Origin of the sequence: Fischerella sp. PCC 9605, assembly GCF_000517105.1 — a bacterium.
In the GTDB taxonomy this organism is placed as follows: Bacteria; Cyanobacteriota; Cyanobacteriia; order Cyanobacteriales; family Nostocaceae; genus PCC9605.
Genome location: NZ_KI912149.1, coordinates 993,219 through 1,008,985, shown reverse-complemented (window position 1 = coordinate 1,008,985; position 15,767 = coordinate 993,219). Strand labels below are relative to the sequence as shown.

General features: G+C 43.3%; 12 protein-coding genes. 6 read left to right on the top strand and 6 right to left on the bottom strand.

The window, feature by feature from the left end; genetic code table 11:
- Positions 1-281: 281 nt before the first annotated feature.
- The 5 genes from FIS9605_RS44145 to FIS9605_RS0119285 all read right to left on the bottom strand — a co-directional run bounded on the left by FIS9605_RS44145 (position 282) and on the right by FIS9605_RS0119285 (position 4,813).
- On the bottom strand, positions 282-401 hold the full coding sequence (locus tag FIS9605_RS44145) for a hypothetical protein (RefSeq protein WP_155960463.1): 120 nt from the start codon (positions 399-401) through the stop codon (positions 282-284).
- A 32-nt stretch (positions 402-433) separates the two neighbouring features.
- Positions 434-1,636 (bottom strand): tetratricopeptide repeat-containing S1 family peptidase, encoded by a 1,203-nt coding sequence (locus FIS9605_RS41885; protein ID WP_197036080.1) that lies wholly within the window; start codon positions 1,634-1,636, stop codon positions 434-436.
- A 155-nt stretch (positions 1,637-1,791) separates the two neighbouring features.
- Positions 1,792-2,664, bottom strand: coding sequence for a S1 family peptidase (locus FIS9605_RS37485; RefSeq protein ID WP_082209805.1), 873 nt, complete (start codon positions 2,662-2,664; stop codon positions 1,792-1,794).
- Positions 2,661-3,236 (bottom strand): COP23 domain-containing protein, encoded by a 576-nt coding sequence (locus FIS9605_RS0119290; RefSeq protein WP_026734068.1) that lies wholly within the window; start codon positions 3,234-3,236, stop codon positions 2,661-2,663. Before FIS9605_RS0119290 ends, FIS9605_RS37485 begins: the two co-directional genes overlap by 4 nt.
- A gap of 395 nt (positions 3,237-3,631) precedes the next feature.
- A complete protein-coding gene (locus FIS9605_RS0119285) occupies positions 3,632-4,813 on the bottom strand; it encodes an aldo/keto reductase (protein ID WP_026734067.1) in 1,182 nt (393 codons plus the stop codon).
- A 674-nt stretch (positions 4,814-5,487) separates the two neighbouring features.
- Here FIS9605_RS0119285 and FIS9605_RS40335 point away from each other — a divergent pair.
- From FIS9605_RS40335 to FIS9605_RS0119260, 5 genes are all read left to right on the top strand, one after another.
- Positions 5,488-9,744 carry a two-partner secretion domain-containing protein gene (locus FIS9605_RS40335; protein ID WP_026734066.1) on the top strand — a complete coding sequence of 1,419 codons (4,257 nt, stop codon included), beginning with the start codon at positions 5,488-5,490 and terminating at the stop codon, positions 9,742-9,744.
- Positions 9,745-9,823: 79 nt separating this feature from the next.
- Complete coding sequence (locus FIS9605_RS0119275; protein WP_026734065.1) at positions 9,824-10,042, top strand: hypothetical protein; 219 nt, start codon at positions 9,824-9,826, stop codon at positions 10,040-10,042.
- 821 nt (positions 10,043-10,863) lie between these two features.
- Complete coding sequence (locus tag FIS9605_RS0119270; protein ID WP_026734064.1) at positions 10,864-11,832, top strand: SDR family oxidoreductase; 969 nt, start codon at positions 10,864-10,866, stop codon at positions 11,830-11,832.
- Between the two features lie 19 nt (positions 11,833-11,851).
- Positions 11,852-12,667 carry an alpha/beta fold hydrolase gene (locus FIS9605_RS0119265; protein ID WP_026734063.1) on the top strand — a complete coding sequence of 272 codons (816 nt, stop codon included), beginning with the start codon at positions 11,852-11,854 and terminating at the stop codon, positions 12,665-12,667.
- Positions 12,648-14,084 (top strand): hypothetical protein, encoded by a 1,437-nt coding sequence (locus FIS9605_RS0119260; protein WP_026734062.1) that lies wholly within the window; start codon positions 12,648-12,650, stop codon positions 14,082-14,084. Before FIS9605_RS0119265 ends, FIS9605_RS0119260 begins: the two co-directional genes overlap by 20 nt.
- Before the next feature lie 329 nt (positions 14,085-14,413).
- Here the strand turns inward: FIS9605_RS0119260 and FIS9605_RS37480 are convergent, their stop codons facing one another.
- Positions 14,414-14,650 carry a hypothetical protein gene (locus FIS9605_RS37480; protein WP_035139955.1) on the bottom strand — a complete coding sequence of 79 codons (237 nt, stop codon included), beginning with the start codon at positions 14,648-14,650 and terminating at the stop codon, positions 14,414-14,416.
- A 409-nt stretch (positions 14,651-15,059) separates the two neighbouring features.
- On the opposite strand from FIS9605_RS37480, the gene FIS9605_RS0119250 reads away from it, so the two are divergent.
- On the top strand, positions 15,060-15,740 hold the full coding sequence (locus tag FIS9605_RS0119250; RefSeq protein ID WP_026734061.1) for a DUF4142 domain-containing protein: 681 nt from the start codon (positions 15,060-15,062) through the stop codon (positions 15,738-15,740).
- Positions 15,741-15,767: the final 27 nt, after the last annotated feature.

The following is a 15,767-nucleotide window of genomic DNA, read 5'->3' as shown; positions in this document are numbered from 1 at the left end:
TTCTCATTTCAAATCTGAAGTTTGAGGTTCTGAAGCTGAAATTTCTTGTTTCAACCTCGGAGTTTGAGGTTCTGAAGCTGAAATTTCTTGTTTCAACCTCGGAGTTTGAGGTTCTGAAGCTGGAATTTCTCATTTCAAATCTGAAGTTTCAGGTTCCAAACTCGGAATTTCTCGTTTTAAGCTTGGAGTTTGAGGTTCTGAAGTCGGCATTTCTCGTTTCAAGCTTGAACCTATATCTTTTGCAAGAGATAATCGCACCACCTCCCTATCTCCCTACCTGTCTACTGCTGATATTTTCTAATTAACTCCAGCGCTTCTTGGTACAACTGTGTGTTTCCTTGTTGTCGAAACAATTCAGCAGCTTTCTGCAAATCAGCAATTGCCCCTTGCTTGTCTCCCAAATAGTAGCGGGCATTACCCCGGTTGTTGTAGGTTACTGGAGTTTAGAGAACCCCTCAGCAGCCTTCCTGATCATTCCAGTCCAGCCTTGGCTATATTTGCCAAGGCTGGCAATTGCTTCAACTTGATCCGCAAGAGATCCATCACCGTCTCCCAATATCATGCGGATTTCAGCCCGGTGGTAGTAGGCTTCGGCTGTGGGATTGAGTTTAATGCTTTGATTATAAGCAGCGATCGCTCCCTGATAATCTTTTAAGGTTGCACGAACAAGTCCCTGACTTATGTAACCATCAGCTTTCTTGCCTTCTTCAAAATAAAGGTCTGCGGCTTTCTGGAAATTTTTGACTGCATTGGTCTCATCTTGAATACGTAGTAAGGCAAGACCCCGTTGAAAGTAAGCAGTAGCATATTTGGGATTAACTTGTAGCGCTTGGTTGTAATCTTCAATTGCTCCTTCATAGTCTCCCTTTTTATACTTATCCCCAGCCTGAATGTAAAAGTCATCTGCTTTGGGTGCTGTCGCTACTTGAGTGTTAGGAGCAGAGACTCCCGCATCTACCGCAGCTTTTGCTGACAGTCCTAAAAAGGTATTGATGGGAATGCCTAAATTAAATCCTGTTTTATTTTCTTTCGTATCTAAGTCTGCTCTACCGTGAATTCCTATTAGTTCACCCTTTTCATTCAAGACTGCACCACCACTCATCCCCTCTAACGTATTATTGCTGTAAACTAACCTATAACCATCGCGCAATGGTTTTGAGGCATTAGCAGTAATCTTCCCATCGCTGAAAATGTAAATTGACTGATTAATTGCAAACGTCGGTGCAGGAAAACCAGCCACATAAGCAGTTGTCCCTTCTGTGCTAGCGTCAGAGTTGCCGATCTTCGCCACAGTGTAATTTTGACTGCTGGTAAACTGCACTACCGCTAAGTCTACTCCTGGCAATTGTTTCACACTGCTGTAGCTAACTGCATAACGTTTACCATTAGGGGTAATAATCTCATAATTATCTTTGACTTCTACCACGTGAGCAGCCGTAAGGACGGTGTAAGTATTACCCTGTTTCTTGATAATTACCCCGGAACCGTACTTTGGCTTTTTACTTTGAATCAGCACTGTGACTTGTTTAGCAATATTATTCACCTCAGTTGGCGATAGTGCTACAGCCACTTGCGTTTGCACAAGGGCGATTGTGACTCCAATTAGTGCTGGTGCGAGTTGATAATAAAATTTCATTATTTAATTTCCACTCGGTTTATTGCGATCATCAGTTGCTTTTTACCTGGCTCAATCAAGGAATGCAGACACAGAGGTAGAGCTTCTGGTAAACTTCGGGAGGCAGAGCCTCCAACTACGCATTCCCACGCGGAGCGCGGGAACGAGAGAAAACCTCACCCCCCCCCCAACCCCCCTCTCCTTATTAAGGAGAGGGGGGAGTCTAACTCCTTGTGCTTACTAAGGAGAGGAGAGAGTCTAACTCCCCTCCCTGCTTGCGGGGAGGGGTTGGGGGTGGGGTTCCCTACTGTTTCTATCGGTACAGCCCAACTAAGGCGAATAATTTTTTGGTGCAAATCTGAATCAGCTTCCGAACCATCCGCAAACACAGAAGGAGCATCCCACAATGGAAAGGCGTGCATCCCATTTACACCTACAACTTCACCCTGACTATTTAGCAATGCTCCCCCACTCATGCCCTTTTCGATATCATTGGTGTAGCCAATCTGATATCCTCCCTCCAAAGCTTTGGGCAACACCAACGACACCTTACCAGTAGTCAACACAAAGCCTTTTTCCCCGGTTCCTTCTTCTGCAATGGGAAACCCAGCAGCAAACACCTCATCCCCCACTGCTGGAGAAGAACCAAAGGATGCGACTGTATAAACTGTGCCAGTGCTGCGAAACTGCAATAAAGCCAAATCATTTGTTCCAAACTTATTAGTCTTGGGCACATTAGCTGCCCAAATCTGACCATCAGGGGTTTGAATGCGATAGGGGGAGTCACCTGCTCGTAACACATGAGCATTGGTTATAACCGTATAAACTTTGCCTTGCCTTCGTAACAGAATTCCTGAGCCTAAGACATCTTGCGACGACATCACCTTCACAGTGATAGCTTGCGCTTGCTGTTGCAGTTGTTTTACAGATAGTTGAGTTGTGGGTTGTTGGGGTTTAGTAAGCTTGCTACTACTGACATTTGCCCATGTTGACAGCGTGAAGCATAACCCGCCAACACAGGCAACCAGTATTAATTTACGCCAATTCATTTCAGGATTCTTGGCTGAGACGATCCAAAGTATAGGTAAGCTTCGATATCGATATTTACAGGATTGTTGCTCGTGTCGCCACCACTTTGATTTGTGGCGTTTCCAGCTGCTAAAGCACGGTGATCGAATAATTGGCGTGCAGTAGCATCGGGATCGCTACCACGCTTGAGAGTGAATAACAAATTTTTATCTGTGCAAGCAGCGTTTTTTTGATCGGTGGCACATAAGACTGGTTGTCCGTTGAGAATACCTGTCCTGATATATCTCAGCGTACCTTGGTCATAGCTTCTTTGAAATCTGTAAGTTACCTGCTGACAGCGCTGCTGAGGTGTCAACCCCGGAAAATAGTCAGAAACCCAATGAATGAGCGGCAGTTTCTTCCCGTCTTGGGTGAAAACAAAGGTTGTGGGTATAGTTTTGCCTTTGTATTTGCTCGTATCGCAGCGGAAGGTAGCATCTCCAGCATAGCTTGGTTGAGTGAGGTTCGTTATTGTAACAAATGCACTCAGTATACCCACGCCAAAAACTCTCACACCCCATCTCAAGACTTGACTAGATATCTCTAGATTCATAAATGCAACTTAATAAAAAAGGGTAAATCGCGCTTTTGTGAGAATAGACTAAACTACAAAGTCAAATTCCTGGATTTCGGATTATGGTTTAGATATATGCAGTAAAATTACCACATTTATCTGAAAAGAGATTAAATAGCTTACTGAAACTTCAAGTTCTATAGATACTAAATTCTGCTATGTTCCCCAAGAAAGTTAACACTCCAACATACGCAGATTTGGATAGAGTACACCTCACCCCCATCTCATCTCCTTGCTAAGGCTAAGGTGTATACATATCTTGGCCACTGGCTAGAGACAGCCAATAAAGAGTCGTAGACCCTTAAAAAGGGGAACTAGGAGGAAATCTAATATACATGAACAATGACCAATGACCAATGACAAATGACAAACAATTAACTTTGTGACAAACGCTGGACTGCTTCACCACTCAACATTTGATGTGCTTGTGCAAGAAAGTGGGGAATTTTGTCAGCGTGGGGACTACGGTTTAGACATTGTTGCAAGTCTAGTTTATCCATTTGGTCTGCTTTATTACCAGGGAACCAATGACTACCATTTCCAAGCAGGTTGTAGCGCGTTTTGGCGTAGTCAAGCATATCATAGGCGATCGCTAAATTCCTTAGCCACAAAATCACTGGAATATTAACCTGGCTAGGAGTTTGGTCGTAGGTAGGTAAGTTGACATGCCAAGTTTTTACCCAGTCTTCTCCCAAAATTGCTATGGCCTCTTGCTCTAAACGTGACAAAATTGGTAGCAGAATTTCCGAGGCGTTATCCAACAATTCTAAAGTTTTTAGGTGTTCATCAAAATCTTGTGGTCTTGCTGCACCTAGACTGAGAGTATGCACTTGGGAATGGCTGAGACAAAATAAATCATTAAACACCATTGGACTTAAAGGAGCACAAAGTTTGACTAACTTTTGCGGAGGATCGTATAACTTACCTCCTTTATCAGATGGGCTAATGATAAACACACCCATATCGTGACGGGTAGCAGCTTCAATTGCAGGCCAATTCCACTGATTAATATAATACCAATGCAGATTAACGTAGTCGAATTGGTTGGTATGAATTGCTTGGATAATAATGTCTGTCGATCCGTGTGTAGAAAAGCCAATAAATCTAACTTTCCCCTGTGCTTGTAGTTTTCTTGCTACTTCCAGACAACCACCGGGACGGATACTGTAATCTAATAATTCAGCATTGTTAATACCATGAATTCCCAACAAATCAACATAGTCTAATCGCAAGTTTCGTAGTGATTTTTCAAAATTGCGCTGAAATTCTTTTGCATCTGCCCTAGGACTGACTTTGGTCTGAACAATTAACTGTTCGCGCGGCAACTTTGGCAAAATCCGCCCCAACTGCATCTCAGAAGAACCATAACCACGGGCAGTTTCAATATGATTAATGCCTACTTCTATTGCCCGTCGAATTGTCGCTTCTAAATTTTCCTGGTTGTCACGGGGAATTTGCCACTGCGGCACATCCTTCCATTTATATTGGTATCTCATACCCCCACAGGAAAACACAGGCATCTGTAATTCTGTACGGCCAAATCTTCTGTATAGCATCAAAGGTATAGGTGTGAATAAACGTATTTATTGATTTGGTTGTTTGTTGTTTAGGACAACTACCAACCAATAACTAACCACAAATTCAATTTTAATTAAGTAGTTAGCTATGGAATCGAATAGCCTTCAGCCTAAGTATGGGGTTTCGGGCTGACGGGGTGTAAGGTGTAGAGGAAATTATTTGAGGTGCGATCGCACTCGATCGTTCCTCTTATATCAAATCCGTTTGATTAGTAATCGTATCTACCCTCTCCCAAGTTGGGAGAGGGGCAGGGGGTGAGGGTTTTTAATGAACATACACCCTTACACCTACCTGAATCGACTCACTGAACCGTATTGCAGCCTAAATCCCTCTTTCATGCTTGAGAGAAGGGTTTTGAATCTTGCCTCCTCTTTTCCTAATGAAAATGTCTAAAAATAAGCTGTTCCACATCTAATTTGTATTATCTTGGCGGGCGGGGACGCCCACCCCACAAGAGTTAGATTAATTTAGAATATGCAGATTAAATGTGTTTTAGCTTATAACGGGAAGTATAATTTCTCATTCTAGTTTTAAGAAAATTTACGAACATGCGCTAGAACGTGCCAATTTGGTTTCTAATACTCAATAAAGCGCAAATTTCTCTATTTTCACTGTCAGGGTTCTTTTCCATAATTAAAACAGGATGTAGAGGATGAAACAACTTAGGCATAGATTCCTTCTCTTCACCTTGCCCGTAGCGATATTAGAAACTCTTGCATTTATCACCATTGCTAAAGCGCAAATCAGCCCTGACAATAGTTTGGGTGCAGAAAGTTCTATTGTTAATCCAGATGTAATTAAAGGTATACCAAGCGATCGCATTGACGGTGGTGCAATTCGCGGCTCAAATCTTTTCCATAGTTTTCAGGAATTTAATGTTGGTGAAGGTAGAGGAGCCTATTTTTCTAATCCGGCTAACATAACCAATATTCTCACCAGAGTCACAGGCGGCAATCCTTCTAACATTCTTGGTAAACTGGGTGTTTTAGGTGGTAACGCGAATCTGTTTTTACTCAACCCGAAAGGGATTTTTTTTTGGGCAAATGCCAGTTTGGATTTAGGTGGTTCATTTTTTGGAACCACAGCCGACAGTTTTATATTTAACAATAATTTTGAGTTTAGCGCTACTAACCCACAAGCACCACCACTTTTAACTATAAATATTCCCATTGGTTTGCGGTTTCGTAATAATCCTGGAACCATAGCCAGTCAATCGATAGCCCGGGATGCTAACAACAATTTAGTTGGACTTCAGGTGCAACCAGGAAATTCTTTAGCGCTGGTAGGCGGCAATATTAATTTATCAGATGGTGGTAGATTGACTGCAACAGGAGGCAGCATTGAATTAGGGGGATTAGCAACACCAGGGACAGTTGGATTAGATATAACTGGCAATCGCTTTAAGCTGAACTTTCCCTCTAATAGTTTGCTCTCAGATATCACCTTATCAAATGCACGTGTGCAAAATAATCTGTTCTCTGGGACGACTGGTACTGCTGGCGATATCAATGTCACAACTAACAACCTGTCTTTGATCAATGGTGGACAAATTAGTGCCAGTACTTCTGGACAGGGTAATGCAGGCAAAGTCACCGTTAATGCCACTGGTAATATTTTTGTTTCTGGCGAGAATACAAATACAGATTATAGAAGATACGGTGGAATATTTAGCGTAGTAAACGCAAATGCACAGGGAAATTCTGGTGATATTCAAATCACTAGCAAAGACATTTCTCTGGCTGATAAAGCACGAATTGATACCAGCACTCAGGGCAAAGGTGATGCTGGTGGGATTCAAATAAATACCAAAGACCTCTCTCTAACCAATGGTGGGCTAATTAACGCTACCACCTATAAAACCGGAAATGCTGGAAAAATCATTATTAATGCAATTGGCAATATCTCCGTTTCTGGTGAGAATAACGATGGAAACAGAAGTGGAGTTTACAGTGGCGTAGACGAGAATGCTGTGGGAAATGCTGGTGGTATCGAAATCAAAACCAATAATATTTCGTTGGTCAATGGTGGATTAATTAATGCCAGCACTCTTGGCAATGGAAATGCTGGCAGAATCATCATTAATGCGACTGGCAATATTTCCGCTGACGGTGAGAATAACGATGGAAACAACAGTGGAATTTTTAGCCAAGTAGACGAAAATGCACAGGGAGATGCTGGTGGTATCGCAATAAATACTAAAGACCTTTCTCTGACTAATGGCGCACAAATTAATGCCAGGACTTTTGGAAAAGGGAATGCTGGCAGTGTCATCATTAATGCGACTGGTAATATCTCCGTTGACGGTAAGGATAAACAAGGATTTATCAGTGGAATTTTGAGTAGTGTTGGTTCATCAGGTATTGGTAATGCTGGTGGTCTTGAAATCAAAACCAACAATCTTTCTCTAACTGATGACGGAGGAATTAGTGCCAGCACTTTTGGAAAAGGAAACGCTGGGATTGTCAAAATTAATGCAACTGGTAATATCTCTGTAGATGGTTTCGGTAGCCTGATTTCTAGCGAGGTAAATCGACGATCTCAAGGCAACAGTGGTGGTATCGAAATCAACACTAACAATCTTTCTCTGACTGATGGTGCAGAAATTAGTGCCAGCACTTTTGGAAAAGGAAACGCTGGGATTGTCAAAATTAATGCGACTGGTAATATCTCCCTAGATAGTACCGTTAGTCAAATTAATAGCGAGACCTTTAGTATAGGCAATGCTGGTAATGTCGAAATCAACACTAACAATCTCTCTCTGACTGATGGTGCAGAAATTAGTGCCAGCACCCGTGGTGAAGGAAATGCTGGGACTGTCAAAATTAATGCGACTGGTAATATCTCTGTAGATGGTCCGAGTGAAATTGCTAGCAATACCTTCGGTGTAGGCAATGCTGGTAATGTCGAAATCAACACTAACAATCTTTCTCTAACTGATGGTGCAGAAATTAATGTCAACACCGGTGGTGAAGGAAATGCTGGGACTGTCAAAATTAATGCGACTGGTAATATCTCTGTAGATGGTTTCGGTAGTGAAATTTCCAGCACTGTTCGACAATTCTTGGATGCTGTGGGTAATGCTGGTGGTATCCAAATAAATACCAAAAACCTTTCTCTAACTAATGGTGGACAAATTAATGTCAGTACTTCTGGAAAGGGAAATGCTGGCAGTGTGATTATTAATGCAACTGGTAATATTTCGGCTGACGGTGAAGGTGAGGGAAGATTCCGCAGATTCCGCAGTGGAATTTTTAGCACAATAGACCAAAATGCACAGGGAGATGCTGGTGGTATTGAAATCAAAACAAATAATCTTTCTCTGACCGATGGTGGAATAATTAGTGCCAGCACTTTAGGAAAAGGAAATGCTGGCAGAGTTATCATTAATGCAACTGGCAATATCTCTGCTGACGGTGAGGATAAGCAAGGATTTGTCAGTGGAATTTTTAGCGCAGTAGCCCAAAATGCAGAAGGGAGTTCTGATGGTATCCAAATAAATACCAAAGACCTTTCTCTGACTGATGGTGGAATAATTAGTGCCAGTACTGATGGAAAAGGAAATGCAGGTAGTGTGATCGTTAATGCGACTGGTAATATCTCCGCTGACGGTGAGAATAAGAAAGGATCCAGCAGTGGAATTTATAGCGGAATAGCCCAAAATGCAGAAGGGAGTTCTGATGGTATCCAAATAAATACCAAAGACCTTTCTCTGACTGATGGTGGAATAATTAGTGCCAGCACTTTTGGAAAAGGAAATGCAGGTAGTGTGATCGTTAATGCGACTGGCAATATCTCCGTAGAAGGTGAGGATAAGCAAGGATTCGGCAGTGGAATTTTTAGCCAAGTAAACGAAAATGCACAGGGAGATGCTGGTGGTATTAAAATCAAAACAAATAATCTTTCTCTGACCGATGGTGGAATAATTAGTGCCAGCACTTTTGGAAAAGGAAATGCTGGCAGAGTTATCATTAATGCAACTGGCAATATCTCTGCTGACGGTGAGGATAAGCAAGGATTCGGCAGTGGACTTTTTAGCCAAGTAAACGAAAATGCACAGGGAGATGCTGGTGGTATTAAAATCAATGGGCGATCGCTTTCTCTTTCTAATGGCGCTACCCTAACTACAGATAGTCTAGGTACTGGTGCAGCAGGTAACATAGAAGTCACAACTGCAAAAGACATTCGATTGGACAATCGGGCGTCGATTACTGCCAATACTACAGGTGGTCAAGGTAATATTATCCTTAACTCTCGTGACTTAATCTTACGTCGCAATAGCAACATCACAACTAACGCCACAGGTACAGCAACGGGTGGCAATATCACCATTAATACTGGCAACTTCGTAGCCTTAGAAAACAGTGATATTAGTGCCAATGCTGAAGAAAGCTTTGGGGGGAGAGTGTTCATTACGGCTGAAGCTATCTTTGGTACTAAGTTCCGAGAACGACTGACGCCAAAAAGTGATATCACTGCCACTTCTAAACTAGGTTCTCAGTTCAGCGGTACAGTGCAAATCAACACACCAGATGTTGACCCCAGTCAGGGACTAACTGAGTTACCAGAGAATGTTGCAGATCCGAGTAGCCAAATCGCTCAAAATCCTTGTCAGAAAGGCTCTGGCAGCGCATTTATTGTCACCGGACGTGGTGGTTTGCCAAGCAGTCCCAATCAAAGCTTTAAAAGTGACAATGTTCGCGTTGATTTGGTAGAAGCTGCTACCAGTAACAGCAATTCCCCAATAGCAACTATCACCCATGCAGAAACGTCTCCTGATACAAAACAGATTGTCCCCGCTAGAGGATGGGTATTCAACGAGAAAGGAGAAGTAGTTCTCACCGCCTACGATCCCACCAGTACTGCTTTCCAGCGCTCCCGGAAAAATCCAGCTGCTTGCAGTGCATTTTAATATAACTTTTGTATCCGAAAAAAGAAATGTTACTGATGGAGTCTTTATATGAAACCGAAAACTTCTGGAGGTCTTCTATATGCAACACTCTTTCATCATTCAATCAGCAACTCGTTTTGTGAATCCCACCTCAAATAGTCAAGCGAAGGCTTATACTTACAGTCCTATAAGTTTGTTCATCATCTCCTTTCCTATTCTGCTGCTGCTAGGGGTAACAGCTTATAAAAAATATCGCACCGTCATTTTCCAGCGACAAATTGCTACCTTAGAGAAGATTTGGTTAAAAACCATACAATAAAATGCATAAAACTAATAAATACTATAACTTTAATAATATTTATATATTTACTGAGATAGCGATCGCAAATACAATAAAGCTTAATCTATCAAGCTAGAGCAAGCTGAAATCACTACTAACTTTAGAAAGAAAAGCAAAATATATTCTCATATACAAAAAACTTAACTTTTACTTCCTTCTTTTGATAGAGGAGAAGGAAGAACAGAAGCCGTTAACTTCTTAGTGGGTGTTAAGTTTACTCGGAGGATTCCCTGGATTTAAGGCTCATCCCTTGTCTCCGTATACTTCTTGGTTAGGGAATCCTTTGAATTTTCTTGCGGGATCATCTGAAAACATCGCAATAATTTTGCACGCAAAATTATTACATAAAGACTCTGCAAAACTCTGCGCCTAGCTCTGTGTATCTCTGCGTTTAAAACCGCTAATTTTTTTGCAAAGCCGTGCTTAGTTTATATGTACTAGTGAGGCGATATTGCAATTGCAATCATCTTGCTTCATATCTATATCCCAGAAAATATTAAAAATTAAGCCTTTTAATCAAATTTCCTACTTGTTTTAGACTCAATAGACATGCTGAAAATTATTTAATTTTCTTCTATATAAAGAACTCAAAAATATACATTTTAACTTTTTAGTATAAAATCCTTGATAAATCACCGGAAAAATCAAAATAAATTAAAATTATCAAAGAGATTATTATAGCTAAGATAAATATTTTTCATTCGTAGGGAAGAAGATAACTAGTGGCATAAGCATTTTCATCAAGGAAAGTGGATATTCACTCTCAACGATCGCGATCGCCTAATAAAGGAGGAAGTAATATGCCACGACCGATAAAAGATTCTGTAATTGTGATTACAGGTGCGTCAAGCGGAATTGGGCGTGCTACTGCGCTGGAGTTTGCCAAACGCGGTGCAACATTACTGCTGGCTGCGCGGCGTGAAGCCGCATTGCAGGAAGTTGCCCGAGATTGTAATAGCCTGGGTGGAACGGCTCTGGCAGTACCCACTGATGTCACCAACGAGTCAGCAGTGCAAGCTTTGGCACGCCGTGCAATTGAAACATTTGGTCGGCTGGATGTGTGGGTAAACAATGCCGCTGTTTCCTTATTTGCCCGCTTTGAGGAAGCACCCCCTGAAGCTTTCCGACGGGTAATTGAGACAAATTTATTTGGTTACGTTCATGGTGCACGTGCTGCTCTACCCTATTTCCGCGAGCAAGGTAGCGGTATCCTCATCAATGTTTCCTCGGTTGTAGCAATAACTGGTCAGCCATACACCAGCCCCTATACTATCAGCAAGTATGCTATTCGCGGACTCTCCGACTCCATCCGTATGGAGTTGTACCTAGACAATGCGCCTGATATTCATGTCTGCACGGTGTTGCCGGCCTCTATTGATACACCAATCTTTCAACACGCCGCTAACTACACTGGCCGCAAAACCAAGGCACTCAGTCCCGTATACCCTGCTAAGGAAGTTGCTGAGGCAATTGTTGGGCTAGTAGAAAAACCACAGCGTGAAGTCATTGTTGGTCAAGCTGGTTATCTTCTGGCTTTGGAAAAAACTTTGGCACCTGACCTGGAAGAGCGGATGATGGCTAACCAGGTCGATCAAGATCACTTCCAAGACCACAAACCCGCAGCGCCAACCGATGGCAATCTATTTGAGCCAATGCAGGATTACACGGGCATCAGTGGCAATTGGTTGGGTACAGGCGGAATCACCACCCAAGATATTTGGGACATGGCAAGACGGGCTGCAAAGGTACTCGGCATACCAATTTCCTAGTACAGAAGAGAAAAACAAAATGAGCCTACGCAAGGGAAGATTGCAGAGCCAGTACACAATTGTTGATGGCTTGAGGATGCACGCACGGGTATCGGTCGAGTCGGTGCCAAAAGATGCTCCCGTGGTGATTCTAGTGCATGGAGTAGTGGTTTCCAGTCGTTACATGATTCCGACTGCTGAGTTGCTTGCACCATATTACCGAGTATATGCACCAGACTTTCCTGGTTACGGTGAAAGTGAGAAGCCAAAACAGGTACTAGAGTTACCAGAGTTGGCAGCTACCTTGTGTCGATGGATGGATACAGTCGGAATTGAGCGGGCAACTATGCTCGGCAATTCTTTTGGCTGTCAGATTATAGCGGAGTTTGCTATGCGCTATGGCGATCGCATTGAACGAGCAGTGCTGCAAGGCCCGACGATTGACCGACACGCACGCAACTTACCCCAGCAATTGTGGCGTTTCTTGCTCGATGCTCCCCTTGAAGATGCCTCGCAGGCTCCACTTCAGGCATACGATTACTGGTTGGCTGGTTTACCACGTATCGTCCGCACTATCCAGATGTCTCTATCAGACTGCATCGAAGCAAAACTTCCTTACCTGCGCGTACCCACGCTAGTAGTGCGCGGTAAAGAAGACCCTGTTGTGTCGCAGCAATGGGCAGAAGAGGTTGTAAATCTTTTGCCAGATGCTCGACTCGCCGTGATTCCAGGTGGAGCGCACACTCTGAACTACAGCGCCCCCTTGGAACTGTCTCGCGTGACTAGAGCGTTCATCGACGCCACACAATCACATTTGCAGGAAAAGGAAAGTTTAAATGAAAACACCTTTTTATAACGGAATTCTGGCTTCTTTGACCGCAAAATTCAGATTATCTCCACCTTATATAGCTGGCTTCGACTCTGGCTCAGCAATGCTACGCGCTACTGCTGCTTACCTGCGAGGGCAAGATTTTCCAGGGATGGGGATGCAGCCACCCGCCCTAGAACCGATTGCAGACTTAATTAACAAGCTGCCCCGACAAGTCAAAGAATTGGTCTACACGCTTGGTAGCGCAGGCGAGGCAATTCCCGCTGAGCAATTGGGAAATGTGAGTGCTGAGGTAGCCTCCCAATGGATAGTAAGCGAGTATCCTCAGCGCCAATATCCAGCAGTTGCAATTGGTTCCGCTAGTGGTGCGCTCGTTCACCTGTGTGCCGCCCTGGATATGCCTTGGCTGCCACAAACATTTATGATCCCTGTACTGTATCCAGAGATTAATCCAGACGAACCCAAGAAAGCAATGGAATGGGGTAGGGAAAAAGCAAAGCCTCTGCTAGATGCTAACCCCGAGCTGCAACTGCATCACATGTACGACCCCAACCAAGACCGCTTGACTTTGCGGGGTATGAACTATTTTCGTGTTAAGCGCCTGCGTCTTGGTGAAACCTACAAGCATTTCTTGGAAAGCTGCTTACCAAGAGGCGGTACAATTTTTCTTGTCGAGTGTCAGCGCACCTGGCCTACAACTCAAGTTAGCGATCGCCACATTTTCCAGTTTGGGGCGCTGGGTGGTGCAACACCACAGGAATTCCTCCAAGGTAGCGAGCGTGTGGCAGAGTACTTAGAGCGTTACAACGTACCCAAGCGACAGTGGGAACCACCGACACCAGATGGCGAACGACCTGAGGCGGAATGGGGGTTTGAATCTACCCTACAGGACGACATTGAACGCTTTGCCTGGGAGCGCGGCTATCACATCCGGCGCATCATCTTTCAAGAACCGGAACATCTCAGCCCCTTTGTCGCTGAACTTTATCGCTGGTGGTACAAACAGCGCGGGATAATTGCCAACCGCTTGCTAGTGGAATCGTTTCTCATGCTCGAACCAATGTGGGCTTTGCGTACTGGCTCAGTGCCATTCTGGATGAAGTTTAATATGGAACCATCGCTAGATTGGATTGAGCATTACCTGGAAAATACTGAGCCATACGACGAAATTTACATGATACTTTTCTCGCATGGGGTGGATGCGGTTGGTTTACCTTCCATCGAACGCTGGCGCGAAGTCTTAAGGAGAGCGCGCAAGCGTGGTGAGTTCATCGGTATGGTAGAGGATGATTTCCCTAGGAATTTTGCAACGTTAATTCGCTACTACACCGACCTACAACGGGTGATTCCAGCGCGTTATCCAGTTCCCGGTTCGCTGACGCTAGAGCAGCTGAATAAATTTATTGAGCAAACAGGCAATCGTTTTCCGCTGCGTTGGGAATAAAGGATAGGGAGACAGGGAAATTTTTCTTTGTTCGCGCCACCACGTCGCAAGCTAAGCGTGAGTTGCAATTCCTGCGATCGCACCTGATCGAATCCCCTCAATTTATTGATGAGGATTTCTTTCTGCAACGGCAGTTGCTACAACGGGGGAAATCCTCCAAATTTCTGAACCCTACCCTCCGGAAGGCTGCTCTGTTGACATCTACATACTTCTGCTTTCTTGTACTACCTCAACCTTAAAAAACGTAAAATGTAGGGTGCGTTACGCTAACGCTAACGCACCCTACTGGCTACAGGTTTTATGTTTAATTAAGTTGACCTACTTACTACCTAATCGCTAGGAGTTGGTACAAGAGTTGATGCAGTCAAATTTGATTTTGCGATCTGAGAATGAATAGGCGGAAAATGAGACAGACAAGCCTCTAAATGTTCGCAATCTTCACACTGTAACTGTTTTCCTGGATCGGGACATTTACAAGGGGGATTTAAGAAACAATCAGAAGGCTTTTTTTGTGCAAAGAGGTCTGCTGTGACTTGCAAACAAATTAATAAATCTTGAATAAACATAACATTAATTTTTATCTGGAAAAATATTATGAAAAGCCGATCTGTTTTTTCAATTTATTCTATCTAAAGCATTTTAAATTATCAATCAAATCTAAAATTAAAGCCTCTTCCTTAAAGTTTTCTCTTTTCCTCCTTAAGGAAGAGGAAACAATCAATTTTCACCTTCATTAGTTAGAGGGAAGGGGTAAAAAGTTTGAGGTTAATACACACCCAACTTTAACATCACTTCTCTGCCGGCAGACATTGATTATTGGCTGCCTTAACTATTACTTAACTAGTAAGTATTTGTTTCAAACAACAAACATTCAACTTTTCATCAATACAACCATCAAGCACTAACAGTCAGATTGTCTTTGGTGTAATCAAAGATTGGTCTGAAATTAACAATAGTTTAGGAGGATCGGAAATCATGCTTAAATCAACAATCATTACGGCTATAGTTGTTGCTTTATCCGCTGCAGCTGGCTGTACAAATCAGTCAGACCAAACTGCTAATCAATCCAATCAAACAGCTACTCAAGTCGATACAACCCAGACTTATCCAACTACAACGCCAACTGCCCAAGCAACGACTCCGACAACAACTCCAACAGGTCAAAATGCTGTCAGCACTTCCGATCGGGAGTTTGTTACCCAAGCAGCCCAATCTAACTTGACAGAAATTCAGCTTGGGCAACTAGCACAAAAGAAAGGAGCAACCAGTGCAGTCCAACAGTATGGACAACGTATGGTGCAAGAACATACGCAAGCGAACAGTCAACTCCAGCAGTTGGCTGAGCAAAAAAATCTCACGCTACCGCAAGACATTGGTGAGCAGAATAAAGAGTTAGTGGCGAACCTTTCTAAGCTATCTGGTACAAATTTTGATCGCGCATACATAAACCAGATGGTGCAGGAACACGAAAAGGCTGTGTCTTTGTTCCAGCGTCAAGCCGAGGAAGGACAAGATCCAGATCTGAAAGCTTTTGCGGCTAAAACATTGCCAAATCTTCAAGAACACCTAGAGCAAGCTCGATCGCTTGCGGATAATACTACAGGTGACACCAAGCCTACTAGCACGCCATCCCCCACTACTCCTAGCACGCCCTAAAATATAGGCGATCGCCTGAAACTTATT

Bases quoted from the DNA above. Each gene is read 5' to 3' on its own strand.
- FIS9605_RS41885 (WP_197036080.1), bottom strand. From the start codon at position 1,636: ATGAAATTTTATTATCAACTCGCACCAGCACTAATTGGAGTCACAATC.
- FIS9605_RS37485 (WP_082209805.1), bottom strand. From the start codon at position 2,664: ATGAATTGGCGTAAATTAATACTGGTTGCCTGTGTTGGCGGGTTATGC.
- FIS9605_RS0119290 (WP_026734068.1), bottom strand. From the start codon at position 3,236: ATGAATCTAGAGATATCTAGTCAAGTCTTGAGATGGGGTGTGAGAGTT.
- FIS9605_RS0119285 (WP_026734067.1), bottom strand. From the start codon at position 4,813: ATGCTATACAGAAGATTTGGCCGTACAGAATTACAGATGCCTGTGTTT.
- FIS9605_RS40335 (WP_026734066.1), top strand. From the start codon at position 5,488: ATGAAACAACTTAGGCATAGATTCCTTCTCTTCACCTTGCCCGTAGCG.
- FIS9605_RS0119275 (WP_026734065.1), top strand. From the start codon at position 9,824: ATGCAACACTCTTTCATCATTCAATCAGCAACTCGTTTTGTGAATCCC.
- FIS9605_RS0119270 (WP_026734064.1), top strand. From the start codon at position 10,864: ATGCCACGACCGATAAAAGATTCTGTAATTGTGATTACAGGTGCGTCA.
- FIS9605_RS0119265 (WP_026734063.1), top strand. From the start codon at position 11,852: ATGAGCCTACGCAAGGGAAGATTGCAGAGCCAGTACACAATTGTTGAT.
- FIS9605_RS0119260 (WP_026734062.1), top strand. From the start codon at position 12,648: ATGAAAACACCTTTTTATAACGGAATTCTGGCTTCTTTGACCGCAAAA.
- FIS9605_RS37480 (WP_035139955.1), bottom strand. From the start codon at position 14,650: ATGTTTATTCAAGATTTATTAATTTGTTTGCAAGTCACAGCAGACCTC.
- FIS9605_RS0119250 (WP_026734061.1), top strand. From the start codon at position 15,060: ATGCTTAAATCAACAATCATTACGGCTATAGTTGTTGCTTTATCCGCT.